Here is a 14,504-nt window from a genome sequence, read left to right on the forward strand (position 1 = left end):
TCTGCCCAAGCGATATGCCTATCGAAGAATAGGCGCACGGCCGCTACGTTGGATGAAATGTCGGGTCAACGACCGTGGAATATCAACATCCACTACAACGCACTGATCGACGCCGAGGTCTCCGCCGAGGCGGAGCAGGTGCTGGATGTCGGGTGCGGTGACGGCTTTCTGGCCGCCCGATTGGCGGAGCGAATCCCCAGCGTTGTTGCCCTGGACGTCGACGAGCCGGTATTGAAGCGCGCGAGTGCTCGGTTCCCCAACGCGCCAGTGCAGTGGACGCACGGTGACGTGATGACAACCGAGCTACCCAATTTCGACGCCGTGGTGTCCAATGCCGCGTTGCACCACATCGACGACACCCGGGCGGCGTTGGCACGCCTTGCCGGCCTGCTGCGTCCAGACGGAACCTTGGTTGTCGTCACGTTCGTCAAACCATCTGCGCGAGAGGGGTTGTGGCATTTGGCCTCGTTGGTGGCCTGCGGTGTCGTCAACAAGATCCGGGGCAAATGGGAGCACACCGCTCCCATCAAGTGGCCCCCACCGGACAACTTCGCCGAGTTGCGCGGGCACGTGCGTGCGGTGCTTCCCGGCGCACGGATCCGGCGCCTGCTCTACGGAAGGGTGCTGATCAGCTGGCGACCGGCGGATGCAGCCCTGACCCGTCGCCGCCTGGCCGGCCGCACTGATGACCTCGACGGCTTGATTGCGGATGCGCGAACCCAACATCCGCATACCGGCGTGCAGCTCGTCCCTCCTGCACCGCCGCCTCGGCGGCCTCGACCGGACTCGACAGGAACGGCTTGAAATTCGGACCGGCCCTCGCGCAGCAGACGAAAAACCCGATCTGCAACTCGGCGATGGCTGGGGCCGCGCCTGGTTGCGCGAGATCAACGGCGAGGGTGCAGTTTTGCGCGGAATTCATCGAATCGATCTCTGTCGCAACGTCATCCAGCACCGTTTGCCGACGGGCCAGCAGGACGACATTGACGCCAGGAACCCCTATCCGACCGTGCTGACTCGCACGGTGGTGAACTGCCGCCGGGCGATGCGCCATCCCTCGGCCGCGCGCACGATTGTGTCGTCCTAGTAACCGATTCCGTTGATGCCGCATGCGTTTTCGGCCGACATTATCAGGGCGTCGACCTAGGTGCGGGACACGGCGATCTCCGTTGGGATGTGACAGGATTCGCCGCTGGACCGAGCCGCATCGCCTCCGGCGGTTAGCTCGGTGCCTGACTGAGCTTGCCGATGGCGGCCTGCAGCTTGGCTGCGGCCTCGTCGGCGACCTCATGCAGGCCCGGCTGGTCCACGACACGGACCATCAGTTGTGGGTCCATCGCCTCCACCAGGACACCGCCGTCATCGGCAGCGCGTAGTACCACGTTGCACGGCAGCAACTGGCCGATCTGGCGGTCCACGTCCAGGGCGCGGTGCGCGAGCTGCGGATTGCAGGCGCCGAGGATCAGGTAGTCCTCCATGTCCTTGCCGAGCTTCTGCTTCAGCGTGGCCTTGACGTCGATTCTGGTCAGGACGCCGAAGCCCTGTTCGGCGAGAGCCTGCGTGGTCTGTTCGACGGCTTCGCTGAACGAAGTGTGCAGCGTCGTGGTCAAACCGGTGGTTCCTAGTGGCATGGCTGATCCCTTTCTGTTCGTCTAGGCCAGGGCCAGAAAAAGCTTTTCCAACTCGGCTTCGCTCAGCGGCGGCGCGTCCCCGTGCTGCGTGCCGTTGATGCAGTCACGCAGGCCGCATGCGACGATCTTGAACCCGGCACGGTCGAGCGCTTTCGACACCGCTGCGAGTTGGGTAACGACGTCTTTGCAGTTTCGGCCCTGCTCGATCATTGCGATCACGCCGCCGAGTTGACCCTGCGCGCGGCGCAATCGATTGAGCACCGCAGCCATCGTGTCTTCGTCAGAGTTCATCGAATGCCTTCCCGGTATCAACCCTGCCCATACTATACCAATACCCCCTCCGGTATCAGTATAGTCTCGGGCATGGACGAACAGCATCTTCACCACGACGTTCACCAAGGCGTTCTGGATGACCTCAACCCGCAGCATCGGTCGCTTCGTCAGATGATTCCCGGTGTGTACGCCGGATTCGGTGAGATGAGCAAAGCGGCAATGGCGTCCGGCGCCCTCGATGTCAAGTACAAGGAGCTCATTGCGCTGGCGATCGGGGTGGTGCACGGATGTGACGGATGCATCGCCTCCCACGCTAAAGCGGCGGTCCGGGCCGGAGCCTCGAAGGAGGAGGCCGCGGAGGCCCTCGGCGTCAGCATCATGATGTACGGCGGGCCGGGCACCATCTACGGCGCCCGTGCCTACCAGGCGTTTTGCGAGTTCGCCGACGCTCGATCCAAAACCTAGACCCGGCCCCGGGGGTCCTGTCAGCTATTCGCCGGGCACGTTGTCGTGGCCTGCCGCTTGCTTTGCCTACTGTCCGCGTTGAATGATCGGCCGCAGCCTCGCAGAAGGAGCGCCCGTGGGTAAGCGTAAGAGTCGCACCGTCAACCGGTGGGAGTTGGTGACCTGCGCGGTCGCCGGCCACGCCACCTACGCCCCTGACGACGAGCAACTGGCCGAACGCCTGTCTGCCAGGACCGAACTCGGCGAGGTGTGGCGCTGCCTGCGCTGCGGTGACTTTGCGCTTGGTGAACCGCACGGCCGTGGCCATCCCGAAGATGCGCCGATGATCATGCGCGGCAAGGCGTTACGGCAAGCGATCATCATCCGTGCACTGGCCGTCGAGCGGCTCGGGCGGGCCGTCGTGCTGGGGCTGGCGGCGTGGGCGGTATGGACGTTTCGCGGTGCCCGGGGGGCCATCCAGGCCACCCTCGACCGCGACCTGCCGGTCTTTCGTGCCGCCGGATTCAAAGTCGACCAGATGTCGGCGATCCATGAGCTGGAGAAGGCATTGGCGGCCAAACCCTCGACGCTGACCTTGATCACGTGCCTGCTCGCCGCTTATGCCGTGCTCCAAGTCGTCGAAGGCGTCGGCCTTTGGCTGATGAAACGCTGGGGTGAGTATTTCGCGGTGGTGGCCACCTCGGTGTTCCTGCCGTTGGAGATTCACGACCTCCTCAAGGGCATCACGACGACGCGGGTGGCGACCTTGACGATCAACATCGCTGCGGTGCTCTATCTGTTGATCTCCAAGCGGCTGTTCGGGCTACGGGGCGGCCGCAATGCCTACGAAGAGGAACGGCAGGGCGAACAACTCCTCGATCTGGAACGTGCGGCCATGACGGCGGCCTGAGCGCAGACGGCCGAGTAGGTGTGAGCCAGGCGACACCGCTGCTAACTTGACTTCAGTTTAGTCAGCCCCGGAGGATGCCGGTATGAGCGAAACCGCGGGTGCTGCCGTGCGTGACCAAGGCGAGCGAAACCGAATCATCGAATGGGCTGACCCGTTCAGCGCGGCGGAGGCGGCACGCAGCCGCAGCGGCCTGGAGTTCTTGCAGGCCATGGTCGACGGAGAAATTCCGCCGCCGCCCGTGATGAGCACCATCGGCGGCCGGCTCGAATCGGTCTCGGCAGGCACCGCCGTCTTCACCTTGACACCGGCCGAGTTTCACTACAACCCGATCGGGTCGGTACACGGCGGGATGTATTGCACGCTGCTGGATTCGGCCGCCGCGTGCGCCGTGCACAGCATGCTGCCCGCCGGGGTGGCCTACACCAGCCTCGATCTATCGGTGCGGTTCATCGGCGCGATGAGCGTCGAGACCGGCCCGGTCCGATGCACCGGCACGGTGACGCATTTGGGCCGGCGCACCGCGCTGGCCGAGGCGAAATTGACCAGTTGTTCCGGGAAACTGCTGGCCACCGCCACTAGTAACTGCCTGATTCTGAACCCATGAGGTCGACGTGAAACTCTCGGGACGGCTCGCCGATCGGGATGGCTGGACGGCGGCCGACTGGTGCCCGATGGAATACGCGCTGCAGTTGATCGGCACCCATTCGGCCATGGTGCTGCTTCGCGAAGCCTTCTGGGGCGGAAGGCGTTTCGATGATCTGGCGCGTCGCGCCGGGGTTACCGAACAGATTGCCGCCAAGCGGTTGCGCCAGCTCGTCGAGGCGGGGTTGATGGAGAAGCGGCCGTACAAGGAACGCGGCCAGCGCACGCGGTACGAGTACGTTCTCACCGAGCGGGGGCATGCCCTGTTCCCGGTGCTGATCAGCCTGATCGAATTCGGCAGGCTGCTGCAGGCCGAGCCCGGTACGGAGTTGGTGCACGACGGCTGCGGTGAGCCAGTGGCCCCACAGGTGCGATGCGCGGCCGGACACGATGTTTCGTTTTCCGACGTCGTCATTCGAAAAGCGAAGCGCTGACTGGAAATACTGTGATTACCCCGACCTCTGCGACACGGTGTGCGGGATCGCACACCGCACATCCGGGCGGCGTATCACGTTGTTCACCGCCCCGCGGTGCAGGCTTAAAGGGAATCGGCTGATATGGCACCAGGCGACGTACCGAAGTCGCACCAATGAAGGATCGACACCGTGACAGCACTACAGAACTTGCTTAACCAGAGCCCCGGTGGCTCTGCCATCGCCGCGCCGATGAAGGCACGCGCCTGCCGCGCTTTGTACGCGATGCGGCGCGGCCGCCCGTCACAGAGGGTCACCGGCCCGAACCTGATGCGGCCTGGCTCGGAACGCTGCTGACCCGCCATCACCTCCCCCATTCTGCACCTGCTTGCGGCGTGCCCACTCCCAAGGACAAGGATTCGTCTTGTCGCTCAACGGATCTGGCTGGCTGGCTCACGTCTGACCACGATGAGCCATGCTGCGCAATTGACCGCCAGGCCGCACAGCCGCGTCGATAGTGTGGATGCAGCTGGGGTGCGGTGCTGTGGCGCACCGACGGCCTGAGCACCCTTGTTGCGCAAGTTGCTCATCGTCGCACTGGTCATCGAGGTCGCTCTGTGTACGACGCGGCCCGCCGCCCGTCGGCCGCGTTGGGCGGGTGGTCGATGTTGACCAGCGTGCGGGCGATCTTCTCGAGGCGGGTGTTGGAGTCTTGTGACAGTTTGACCAGTAGATCGAAGGCAGCAGCAGCATCGACATCGAACCGTTCCATGAGCATGCCTTTGGCCTGGCCGATGATGTCGCGTGACTCGATGGCGTGCCGAAGGTGCTCGACCTCGGCCAGGTGGCGGGCGCTATTCACCGCATCGACCGCGGCCAGGGTATGCAGTATCTCGGTCGGCGGTAACGAACCGGTAGCATCGATGGCCCGCGCGATGACCGCGAGTGCCATCCCGATATCGGAAATCTCCGCTCCGTAGCGGTGCACGACGCCGACAAGCTCACCGTGGTCGACGAGCGGAGTGTTGACCGGACTCCACACCCTGGGAACGAACTGCCCCGGAGCGTCGGGATCGGGGATGTCGTAGCGCTGGATCCACAAGTTGTCGATCTCTTCGCGGCGCATCGCAGTTTCCAGCGACGCCGCCAGGCGTGCGACGCCGTTTGCCTGCGGGTCATCGGGATCTTCGGGGAAAGCATCGAATAAGAACTGTCCGATCAACTCACCCTTCCCGCGCAAAGTCGCGTGCTCATAGGCGGCGCTGGCGGCGCGGATCGTCAAGTTGCGGTCGAGCACCACAAATCCGTCGCTGGGCACCCTGTCGGCCATATCCCGAGCGATCGCCTCAAACCTGCCCCGCCGTATCACGTCAGATAGCGAGCCCTAACGACCTGATCCTGCAAGACCGCACAGTAGGAGACGATACCGCCACCTGCGGCCGCGATCAGCGCGCTGGGCGCGCAGCGGGTCTTCGAAGTGATTGCCTACCCGTGGCTCCGGCCGAGTTGGGACGGCGACGACGACCTTGTCATCGCCGAAGTGACAGTGCGCGCGGCGGGTCGGTGACGGCTTCGCGATGACGCTGGTCCTGGGCACGGTGGCTCGCGAGCAGTCCACCACTTGCTTGCGTCGATCGACCCGCTGCCCCGATCGCCGAGAAGGCCGAGTCGTAGGTCTTCCGGCTTAGGCCCGGTACGGTCGCGGTATGGCTCTCCCCCCTGCAGGAAGTAACAGTGCGGCCATCGTCACCGGGGCATCGTCGGGCATCGGCGAGGAGATCGCCACGATTCTGGCGAAACGCGGCTACCACATCGTCCTGGTTGCCCGCAGCGCCGACCGGCTGGAGGCGCTCGCCAGAAAATTGGGATCCAAGGCGCATCCACTGCCCGCCGACCTCGCCCGGCGCAGCGACCGTGCGACCCTGCTGGATCGGGTGGGCGAGCTGGGGCTGACCCCCGACATCCTGATCAACAATGCAGGCCTGTCAACGCTGGGAGTGGTGGCGAAGTCCGACCCGGAGAAGGAACTCAACCTGGTCGAAGTCGACGTCGCGGCCGTGGTGGATCTGTGCAGCAGGTTCCTGCCCGGCATGGTGGACCGCCGTCGCGGCGCAATCTTGAACGTGGCGTCGGTAGCCGCGTTCGGGCCGCTGCCCGGACAGGCGGCTTACGGGGCGGCCAAGGCATTCGTGCTGTCCTACACCCACAGTCTGCGGGGCGAACTGAAGGGGACCGGCGTCTCCGTCACGGCGCTGTGTCCGGGCCCGGTGGACACCGGCTTCGGCGAGGCGGCCGGATTCTCCAAAGAGGACGCCGACGCAGCCCTGCCGCGGGTCATGTGGATACCCGCCGATCAGGTGGCGCAGGCCGGAATCGACGGGTTGGCGGCCGGCAAGGCCGTCGTGGTCCCCGGGCTGGCCAACCGAATCTCGGCGGGACTGTTCCGGGTGGCGCCACCCGAGTGGATGCTGCCGCTGCTGACCCGCAGTCACCCGGCCATGAAAGGCAAGTGAGAGCCGGCTACCCCGCGCAGTCGCCTTCGGCAGTCGCGCGCAGCAGGTCGTCGCGGGCCCGGGCCACCCGGGAGCGGATGGTGCCGACGGGACAACCGCAAATCTCGGCCGCTTCGGCATAGGACAGACCGAGAACCTGGGTGACGATCAACGCTTCCCGGCGCTTGGGGTCCAATCCGTCCAACAGGACGCGGATCTCCACCATGTTCTCGATCCGGCTACCACGCCGGCCCTGGCTGAGCGCCTCGTCCAGATCGGCCACCTGCGCAGAGCACGGTCTGCGCATCTTGGACCGGAAGTGGTCGGCAACGACACGACGAGCAATCGACAACAGCCAGGTCCGCGCTGTCGAACGGCCGGTGAAGCTGGGCAGCGCACCGATCGCCCGCAGGAATGTCTCCTGCGTCAGGTCGTCCGCACTGCCGGGATCGGCGAGGTAGGCCACCATCCGCCAGACGTCGCGCTGGGTGCCACGGATGAATTCGGCCAACGCGGCCCGGTCGCCCCGCCCCGCGGATCTGGCGAGATCGGTAATTTGGTCGTCGTGAGTTCGTCCGTCACTGCCCGGGGCCACGGGCCTTGAGCCTAGGCCATCCGGACATGACGATCGCAGGGAACTCTTGGACCGGCCCCGACGACTTGTCTAGGGAAGAGTTCGCAGGAGGCGAGGGGCTACGTGACGACGGCAATAACTGACGTGCACTCAGAGGTGCGCCGAGTGCAACTCGACATCACCGGGATGTCGTGCATGGCCTGTGCGCTAAAGGTCAAGTCGACCCTCAACAAGCTGCCCGGCGTGCGGGCATCGGTCAATTTCTCCACCCGGGTGGCGACGCTGGAACTCAGCGAGGACATCACCACCGAAGACCTGTGCGCAGCCGTGGAGCGCGCCGGTTACCAGGCCGAACCGCAGGCCGGCGGCAGTCACACCGCTGATCCCGACGCCGATCACGCCCGTTATCTGCTGGTCCGGTTGGCGGTGGCGGCCGTGTTCTTCGTGCCGCTGGCGCACCTGTCGGTGATGTTCGCGGTGGTGCCCAGCTCCCGCTTCAGCGGGTGGGGCTGGGTGCTCACGGCGTTGGCGCTGCCGGTAGTCGTATGGGCGGCGTGGCCGTTCCACCGCGTCGCGCTCCGTAATGCGCTCCACGGGAGCACGTCGATGGAGACGCTGATCTCGGTCGGTATCACCGCCGCCACGGTGTGGTCCCTCCACACGGCATTCGGCAGCCGTCAATCCGCGCCGAGCAGGGGAGTATGGCAGGCGCTGCTCGGAAGTGACGCCATCTACTTCGAGGTCGCCGCCGGCGTCACGGTGTTCGTGCTCGCGGGGCGGTATTTCGAGGCGCGAGCCAAGTCGCGGGCCGGTGGCGCGCTACGGGCGTTGGCGGCCCTGAGCGCCAAGGACGTCGCGGTGCTGCAACCCGACGGCTCCGAGCGGGTGATCCCGGCCGACGAGCTCAAAGAGCAGCAACGCTTCGTGGTGCGCCCCGGTCAGACGATCGCCGCCGACGGATTGGTGGTCGAAGGCCGCGCGGCGGTCGACGTGAGCGCGATGACCGGAGAGGCCAAGCCGGTGAAAGTCCACCCCGGTGCCCAGGTGATCGGCGGCACGGTGGTGCTCGACAGCAGACTCATCGTGGAGGCCGCCGCCGTCGGCGCCGACACCCAGTTCTCCGGGATGGTCCGCCTGGTCGAAGAAGCGCAGGTGCAGAAGGCCGACGCGCAGCGACTGGCAGACCGCATCGCGTCGGTGTTCGTTCCGTGTGTCTTCGCCATCGCAGGACTGACCGCCGCCGGCTGGCTGCTCGCCGGCGCCGGTCCCGAGCGCGCGGTTTCGGCCGCGCTCGCGGTTCTGGTCATCGCCTGCCCATGTGCCCTCGGGCTGGCGACCCCGACCGCGATGCTGGTGGCCTCTGGTCGCGGCGCCCAGCTGGGCATCTTCCTGAAGGGTCATCAGTCTCTGGAAGCCACCCGCGCCGTCGACACCGTCGTCTTCGACAAAACCGGCACCCTGACCACCGGCAAGCTGGCGGTCACTGCCGTGACGGCCGCGCCGGGGTGGGATGCCGACGAGGTGCTGGGACTGACTGCGGCGGTGGAAGCGGCCTCCGAGCACGCCGTCGGCCTCACCATCGCGGCCGCCGCGCCACCGCGGCGGGAATCGGTCGCCGACTTCCGCGCGGTGCCCGGCCGCGGCGTCGGCGGCACGGTGGGCGGTCGCGCGGTGCGGGTCGGCAACCCCTCGTGGATCACCACCGGAGGTGCCCCGACGGAGCTGGGAGCCGCGCGGCGCGACGCCGAATCACGAGGTGAGACAGCCGTATTCGTCGAGGTCGACGGTGCGGCGTGCGCGGTGATCGCGGTCGCCGACGCGGTGAAGGACTCGGCGGTGCCCGCCGTCGCTGCGCTGCACGAGCGTGGTCTGCGAACCGTGCTGTTGACCGGTGACAATCCCGCATCGGCGGCGGCCGTGGCGGCACGGGTCGGCATCGACGAGGTGATCGCCGATGTGTTGCCCGAAGGCAAGGTCGATGTGATCGAGCAACTGCGGGAACGCGGGCGCGTGGTCGCGATGGTCGGTGACGGCATCAACGACGGTCCGGCGCTGGCCCGCGCAGATCTGGGCATGGCCATCGGGCGTGGCACCGACGTAGCGATCGGTGCGGCCGACGTCATCCTCGTCCGGGAAAACCTCGAAGTCGTACCACTGGCGCTGGGCCTGGCCGCGGCGACGATGCGCACCATCAAGGTCAACATGTTCTGGGCCTTCGGCTACAACATCGCGGCGATCCCGATCGCCGCCGCAGGGTTGCTGAACCCACTGGTGGCCGGTGCGGCGATGGCCTTCTCGTCGTTCTTCGTCGTGTCGAACAGCCTGCGGCTGCGCAACTTCGGCGGCGGCCGCTGAGGTCAGGCGGCAGAGCCGTCCGTGGGCCACAGATGACCCCGACGGCGGCCCCGGGACGCGTTGTCCGGCAACACGATATCGGGTTCGGCGGCCTGCGGCGTCGGCCCGGGCGCCGGGGTGATTCGCCACACAATGGCCGCCAGGACCGCGCCCAGCACCACCGGCAGGTGGGTCAGGATCCGTCCGAGGGTGACGGCACCCGAGGCCGCATCGACGGCGACGTAGACGGCCAGCACGGCGACGAACGCCGTCAGTACACCGGCGAGGCCGGCGGCCGCGGCCGGCCACAGCGCGGCGACCACCATGGCGACCCCAAGGGCGACGGACCATGCCGTGGACTCGTGGAGCAGATGGTTGGTGCCGTCCATCCCGTGGTGCAACCCCACGTCTAGGCCCGTGCCCTGCACGACTGCCAGGACGATCTGGGCAGCGCCGACGCCCAGCAATGCCCAGCGCTGCCAACTCAGTGCGAAGCGTCGCCGTCGTGTCGCCCGCTGAACGCCGATCGGGCCCACCGGCGCGATGACCGGCCGGGACTCCACCAGGCGGCGCAGCTGACGGGCCTGAAGACCGACTTGGTCAAACCATTCGCGACAAGCAGCGCACTCGTCAAGGTGTTGATCGACCCGGACCGACGGAACGGGCTCGCGCTCGCCGTCGAGCCGCGCCGACAGCGCTTCGCGCGCCACCTCGCAATCCATGCCTTAATAGTCGCGCATGACCGGCGATTTGTTCCCAGCCTGTCACCGCCTCCCGCTATCTGAATTCGACGAGCGTGTTGGGGGCCCGGAGCCGGTCGAACGCAGAAAGCCGGTAGGTGAGCGCGACCACCTTGGGGAGGAACCGACCGCGCGCCAACGGTGCCGGCAGCTCTCGAACCGCGTGGACCCCGGGCACAGCAGACAATTCGGCGTAGTGGTTGGCGGTGAACCAGAAGGGCATCGGCGGCGCCGTGTAGAACTCGCTGAGTTTGAAGCCGCGCCGCCTGGAATACACGCTCAGCAGCCACGGAATGCTGTCAAAGACCAACCGGCCGCCGGGAAATCGGCGGGCGCAGGCCTCGATCAGATCGAATACGGTTGCTCGGTCGAAATATTGGAGCAGACCTTCGGCGGTGATCAGCACGCCGTTGCCGGCATCCACCCGATCCATCCATGAGTAATCGAGTGCGGACTGGGCGCAATACCGCAACCGCTCGGATGCCGGCAACAGCTGTTCGCGTATCTGCACGATCGGCTCGAGATCCACCGACAGCCAGCTCAGTTCGCCGTTGTCGAGGCGCCAGAAGCTGGTCTGCAGCCCTTCGGCCAGCGCGACGATAGTCGCTCGCGGGTGGGTGGTCAGGAATTCGCGTGCGGCGTTGTCGAAAGCCAGCGCCCGCAGGGCCGTCGCCTGATGGGTCCGGCCGAAATGCTGGTAGTCGTAGTCGATGCGGTCGCGCAAGGCGATGGCCATCGGATCGTCGATGACGCCGTCCGGCCGGGCGGCCTCGGTGGCTCGCTGATGCAGCGTGAGCAGTGCGGTCTCGGATATCCCGTCGAGGTGACGGGCGTCGAACGCTGGCATGGCTCAGACAGTACTGATCGCCAGAACGTGCGGGAACTTCTGAAGTGCCGGCGACGACTAACAAACCACGGGGCAAAGCAAGTCGATGTCCGCCTCGCGCAATCGATCCAAGCGAGGAGGTGGCAGCCTGACCGGCCCGATATGGATGGCCCTGCCTCCGGAGGAGCATTCGGCCCTGTTGCATGCCGGGCTGGGTCCAGGATCGATGCTGCTCGCCGCTCAACAGTGGCGAGAACTCAGCGGTCACTACAGTGTCGCGGCCGCCGAGTTGAGCCAGCTGCTCGCCGACGTGCAGGACGGCAGCTGGCAGGGCAGCAGCGCTGCCAGGTATGTCGCCGCGCACGGGCCTTACCTCGCGTGGCTCGAACAGGCGGCCGCCGACAGCGCGAGCGCCGCCGCACAGCACGAAACGGCTGCCGTCGCATATAGCGCCGCCGTCGCCGCCATGCCGACCCTGGCCGAATTAGCGGCCAATCATGCAGTTCACGGCGTCCTGGTCGCCACGAACTTCTTCGGCGTGAACACCGTCCCCATCGCCCTTAACGAGGCCGACTACGTCCGAATGTGGATCCAAGCCGCCGAGACCATGACCGGTTATCAGGCCGCCACCACGGGGGCGTTGGCGGCAACGCCGACGACTCCACCGGCACCCCCCATCCGGGCGGCCGGTGCGGAGACTCAAGCAGCCCCGGCGGCCCCGTCGGATTGGATCGCGCAACTCATCGCGGATCTGGAACAGCTCATCGCCAACCCGTATCAGTTTTTCCTGAACTTTTTCCAGCAACTCGGGTTCAGTCCCGCCACCACCGTTGTCCTGGCGGTGATCGCGCTGTTCCTGTACGACCTGCTCTGGTACCCGTACTACGCCTCGTATTCCCTTCTGCTGCTGCCGTTTTTCACACCCGCCCTGAGCGCACTGAGCGTGCTCAGGCTGCTGCTTCCCTTCCTGAACAGCGAGCTGCCGGCGGGTCTGGTGCCGGTAACCGCCGCAGCGGGTGCTGCCCCTCATGTCGATTCGATCACGAACGTCGTTGTCGCGCCTACTCTTACGACAGCGTCCGCATCCAGCTCGCCGGCCGGTAATCCAGCGCCTAGCGTGACGGCGTCGGCCCCGGCGACCACCCCGACGCCGGCGTCTGCGATCAGTTACGCCGTGCCCGGCCTGACACCGCCCGGGGTCGGCGCCGGCCCCAGAGTGGGAGCCAAGGCGCCGGCCAGTATGCCGGACGCCGTCGACGCCGCGGCGCCAGCCCGGCTCGCCGCCGCGCGAGCCCAGAGTCGGCGCCGGCGAAGGGTCACGGTCGGAGTGCGGGGCCACCGGGACGAGTTCCTCGATGCCACAATGGAAATGGACGATGACCCCACGTCCGGCTCGGAGTCCGAGCCGAGCTCCGTAGGCGCGCGGGGAGCAGGTGGGCTCGGCTTCACCGGTACCGCGGCGACAAGGGCCCAAGCGCCGTCAGGAATCACCCAGCTGACTTCCGACGGGTCGAGCGTCACCGCCCCACTGCTGCCTGCCACGTGGCCGACCGACGCGAACCTCGGACGCCGATGATGCGGACTCCCATGGGGCCTCCTTCGAGGATTGCGCAAGAAACGGACCAGCGACTGCTGACACCCCCGGTTTATCTCAAGCCGCGCCGCCCAGCGACACGGCGACATCATCTAATAATTCAGCTGATAAGGGGGGGTGGACTATCCCGTTATCTGCAAGCGCAGCCCTGACCCATTTATCTACCAGACAGGAAAGACGGTCGATGACACTTAATGTGAAAGGCGAGGGACTCGGTGCTCAGGTCACCGGACTGGATCCCGCAAACCTGCATGATCTGTCCACCGAGGAAATTCGTGAGATCGTGTACGTCAATAAACTGGTCGTCCTCAAAGACGTCCATCCGACTCCGGAACAATTCATCGCGCTCGGCCGGATAGTCGGACAAATCGTGCCTTACTACGAACCCGTCTATCATCACCATGAGCACCCGGAAATCTTCGTTTCGTCCACCGAGGAAGGGCAGGGCGTTCCGAAGACCGGCGCATTCTGGCACATCGACTACATGTTCATGCCGGAGCCGTTCGCGTTCTCCATGGTGCTGCCGCTGACCGTGCCGGGTCCCGACCGGGGTACCTACTTCATCGACCTCACCGAGGTATGGGAGTCGCTGCCGGCCACAGCGCAGGACCCGGTTCGGGGCACCTTCAGCACCCACGATCCCCGGCGCCACATCAAGATTCGGCCGCGTGACGTCTACCGGCCGATCGGCGAGGTCTGGGACGAGATCAACCGAACCACGCCCCCGATCAAGTGGCCGACGGTGATCCGCCACCCGCACACTGGGCAGGAAATCCTCTACATCTGCGCAACCGGCACCACGAAGATCGAGGACCACGCCGGGAACCTGCTCGACCCGGTCATTCTGCACGGCCTGATGGAGGCGACGGGCCAACTCGACACCGAATACACATCGCCTTTTATTCACACCCAGCACTACGAAGTCGGCGACATCATTTTGTGGGACAACCGTGCTCTCATGCACCGCGCAAAACACGGCACGGCCGCAGGTCATCTGACGACCCACCGGCTGACGATGCTGGACGGACTCAAGACACCGGGATATGCGGTATGAGTACCATCACTTTGTCCCCTTCCGCGCTGACGCGAACCGAATTCTCCGATATCAGCGACACCGCTTTCATCGATGAGCATTTGCTGGTCAAGGTGCTCGACCCGTACGAATACAAAGGCTGCCGTTACCTCATCGACGCGAGTTACCGGGCCACGGCGGACTCGGTACTCGCCTACGGGAATTTCAGTATCAGTGAGCCCGCCTATATCCGAAGCACCGGCCACTTCAATGCCGCGGAACTAATTCTGTGCTTCAACCAGCTCGCGTACAGCGCTTTCGCGCCGGCGATCCTCAACGAGGAGATCCCGGTGCTTCGGGGCTGGTCGATCTCCGACTACTTCGACCACCAGCTGCCCAGCATGTTGATCAAGAACACCGCCTCGCGTTTCAAGAGAATGATTCACGCCCAGAAGTTCTCGGCGCGGCTGCTCTGCCAGGACTTCGAGGTGATCGATCGGAATCTGCGTTACCTCTCGATCAAGTGCGCGATCGAGTTCTGGGACGAATACGGCGGCACCGCGTCCGGCGAAGTCGAGCTGGCAGCCCTCAACATCCCGTAACGCATCACGGAAAGAGG

15 protein-coding genes and 2 pseudogenes are annotated in these 14,504 nt (G+C 65.8%); 11 read left to right on the forward strand and 6 right to left on the reverse strand.

Translation table 11 applies throughout. The features are described from left to right. Positions 1–57: 57 nt before the first annotated feature. Together JX552_RS01475 and JX552_RS01480 are read left to right on the forward strand one after the other, a co-directional pair. Positions 58–639: pseudogene (locus tag JX552_RS01475) on the forward strand (class I SAM-dependent methyltransferase); the annotation flags it as partial. Positions 640–877: 238 nt separating this feature from the next. Continuing rightward, on the forward strand, positions 878–1,087 hold the full coding sequence (locus JX552_RS01480; protein WP_205875767.1) for a hypothetical protein: 210 nt from the start codon (positions 878–880) through the stop codon (positions 1,085–1,087). Positions 1,088–1,220: 133 nt separating this feature from the next. Here JX552_RS01480 and JX552_RS01485 read toward each other — a convergent pair whose 3' ends face one another. Then, entirely contained in the window at positions 1,221–1,631 is a 411-nt protein-coding gene (locus JX552_RS01485; RefSeq protein WP_205875768.1) for a DUF302 domain-containing protein, read from the reverse strand. 21 nt (positions 1,632–1,652) lie between these two features. Beyond that, on the reverse strand, positions 1,653–1,922 hold the full coding sequence (locus tag JX552_RS01490; protein ID WP_205878146.1) for a metal-sensitive transcriptional regulator: 270 nt from the start codon (positions 1,920–1,922) through the stop codon (positions 1,653–1,655). Between the two features lie 72 nt (positions 1,923–1,994). On the opposite strand from JX552_RS01490, the gene JX552_RS01495 reads away from it, so the two are divergent. The 4 genes from JX552_RS01495 to JX552_RS01510 all read left to right on the forward strand — a co-directional run bounded on the left by JX552_RS01495 (position 1,995) and on the right by JX552_RS01510 (position 4,334). Then, complete coding sequence (locus JX552_RS01495) at positions 1,995–2,369, forward strand: carboxymuconolactone decarboxylase family protein (protein WP_205875769.1); 375 nt, start codon at positions 1,995–1,997, stop codon at positions 2,367–2,369. A 115-nt stretch (positions 2,370–2,484) separates the two neighbouring features. Further along, positions 2,485–3,258 (forward strand): DUF2127 domain-containing protein, encoded by a 774-nt coding sequence (locus JX552_RS01500; protein ID WP_205875770.1) that lies wholly within the window; start codon positions 2,485–2,487, stop codon positions 3,256–3,258. Positions 3,259–3,340: 82 nt separating this feature from the next. Continuing rightward, the gene (locus JX552_RS01505; RefSeq protein ID WP_205875771.1) at positions 3,341–3,862 is read left to right on the forward strand and encodes a PaaI family thioesterase; all 522 of its coding nucleotides are present in this window, start codon (positions 3,341–3,343) and stop codon (positions 3,860–3,862) included. A 67-nt stretch (positions 3,863–3,929) separates the two neighbouring features. Beyond that, positions 3,930–4,334: a winged helix-turn-helix transcriptional regulator gene (locus tag JX552_RS01510; RefSeq protein ID WP_205875772.1), complete on the forward strand. Its 405-nt coding sequence runs from the start codon at positions 3,930–3,932 to the stop codon at positions 4,332–4,334. 580 nt (positions 4,335–4,914) lie between these two features. On the opposite strand, the gene JX552_RS01515 is transcribed toward JX552_RS01510, so the two are convergent. Further along, entirely contained in the window at positions 4,915–5,643 is a 729-nt protein-coding gene (locus tag JX552_RS01515; RefSeq protein ID WP_205875773.1) for an ANTAR domain-containing protein, read from the reverse strand. Positions 5,644–6,019: 376 nt separating this feature from the next. Here JX552_RS01515 and JX552_RS01520 point away from each other — a divergent pair, with 376 nt between their 5' ends. Beyond that, positions 6,020–6,826 carry an SDR family NAD(P)-dependent oxidoreductase gene (locus JX552_RS01520; protein WP_205875774.1) on the forward strand — a complete coding sequence of 269 codons (807 nt, stop codon included), beginning with the start codon at positions 6,020–6,022 and terminating at the stop codon, positions 6,824–6,826. Between the two features lie 7 nt (positions 6,827–6,833). Here the strand turns inward: JX552_RS01520 and sigC are convergent, their stop codons facing one another. Next, complete coding sequence (gene sigC / locus JX552_RS01525; RefSeq protein ID WP_205875775.1) at positions 6,834–7,400, reverse strand: RNA polymerase sigma factor SigC; 567 nt, start codon at positions 7,398–7,400, stop codon at positions 6,834–6,836. 102 nt (positions 7,401–7,502) lie between these two features. On the opposite strand from sigC, the pseudogene JX552_RS01530 reads away from it, so the two are divergent. Then, positions 7,503–9,784: pseudogene (locus JX552_RS01530) on the forward strand (heavy metal translocating P-type ATPase); the annotation flags it as partial. Here the strand turns inward: JX552_RS01530 and JX552_RS01535 are convergent. Both JX552_RS01535 and JX552_RS01540 read right to left on the reverse strand, forming a co-directional pair. Next, on the reverse strand, positions 9,737–10,435 hold the full coding sequence (locus tag JX552_RS01535) for a zf-HC2 domain-containing protein (RefSeq protein ID WP_205875776.1): 699 nt from the start codon (positions 10,433–10,435) through the stop codon (positions 9,737–9,739). The pseudogene JX552_RS01530 and the gene JX552_RS01535 sit on opposite strands and share 48 nt — an antisense overlap. Positions 10,436–10,490: 55 nt before the next feature. Continuing rightward, a complete protein-coding gene (locus tag JX552_RS01540) occupies positions 10,491–11,300 on the reverse strand; it encodes a class I SAM-dependent methyltransferase (RefSeq protein WP_205875777.1) in 810 nt (269 codons plus the stop codon). A 145-nt stretch (positions 11,301–11,445) separates the two neighbouring features. Here JX552_RS01540 and JX552_RS01545 point away from each other — a divergent pair, with 145 nt between their 5' ends. From JX552_RS01545 to JX552_RS01555, 3 genes are all read left to right on the forward strand, one after another. After that, positions 11,446–12,855, forward strand: a complete 1,410-nt coding sequence (locus tag JX552_RS01545; protein WP_205878151.1) for a PPE family protein — start codon at positions 11,446–11,448, stop codon at positions 12,853–12,855. A gap of 202 nt (positions 12,856–13,057) precedes the next feature. Next, entirely contained in the window at positions 13,058–13,927 is an 870-nt protein-coding gene (gene scoE, locus JX552_RS01550; protein ID WP_205875778.1) for a (3R)-3-[(carboxymethyl)amino]fatty acid oxygenase/decarboxylase, read from the forward strand. Next, a complete protein-coding gene (locus JX552_RS01555) occupies positions 13,924–14,487 on the forward strand; it encodes an FcoT family thioesterase (protein ID WP_205875779.1) in 564 nt (187 codons plus the stop codon). Before scoE ends, JX552_RS01555 begins: the two co-directional genes overlap by 4 nt. The last annotated feature ends 17 nt before the right edge of the window (positions 14,488–14,504 follow it).

Source organism: Mycobacterium gordonae (genome assembly GCF_017086405.1).
Lineage (GTDB): Bacteria > Actinomycetota > Actinomycetes > Mycobacteriales > Mycobacteriaceae > Mycobacterium > Mycobacterium gordonae_D.

What these genes read in the sequence shown, in the direction of transcription:
- JX552_RS01485 (WP_205875768.1), bottom strand. Translation starts at nt 1,631, where the DNA reads ATGCCACTAGGAACCACCGGTTTGACCACGACGCTGCACACTTCGTTC.
- JX552_RS01490 (WP_205878146.1), bottom strand. Translation starts at nt 1,922, where the DNA reads ATGAACTCTGACGAAGACACGATGGCTGCGGTGCTCAATCGATTGCGC.
- JX552_RS01495 (WP_205875769.1), top strand. Translation starts at nt 1,995, where the DNA reads ATGGACGAACAGCATCTTCACCACGACGTTCACCAAGGCGTTCTGGAT.
- JX552_RS01505 (WP_205875771.1), top strand. Translation starts at nt 3,341, where the DNA reads ATGAGCGAAACCGCGGGTGCTGCCGTGCGTGACCAAGGCGAGCGAAAC.
- JX552_RS01510 (WP_205875772.1), top strand. Translation starts at nt 3,930, where the DNA reads ATGGAATACGCGCTGCAGTTGATCGGCACCCATTCGGCCATGGTGCTG.
- JX552_RS01515 (WP_205875773.1), bottom strand. Translation starts at nt 5,643, where the DNA reads ATGGCCGACAGGGTGCCCAGCGACGGATTTGTGGTGCTCGACCGCAAC.
- JX552_RS01520 (WP_205875774.1), top strand. Translation starts at nt 6,020, where the DNA reads ATGGCTCTCCCCCCTGCAGGAAGTAACAGTGCGGCCATCGTCACCGGG.
- JX552_RS01535 (WP_205875776.1), bottom strand. Translation starts at nt 10,435, where the DNA reads ATGGATTGCGAGGTGGCGCGCGAAGCGCTGTCGGCGCGGCTCGACGGC.
- JX552_RS01540 (WP_205875777.1), bottom strand. Translation starts at nt 11,300, where the DNA reads ATGCCAGCGTTCGACGCCCGTCACCTCGACGGGATATCCGAGACCGCA.
- JX552_RS01545 (WP_205878151.1), top strand. Translation starts at nt 11,446, where the DNA reads ATGGCCCTGCCTCCGGAGGAGCATTCGGCCCTGTTGCATGCCGGGCTG.
- scoE (WP_205875778.1), top strand. Translation starts at nt 13,058, where the DNA reads ATGACACTTAATGTGAAAGGCGAGGGACTCGGTGCTCAGGTCACCGGA.
- JX552_RS01555 (WP_205875779.1), top strand. Translation starts at nt 13,924, where the DNA reads ATGAGTACCATCACTTTGTCCCCTTCCGCGCTGACGCGAACCGAATTC.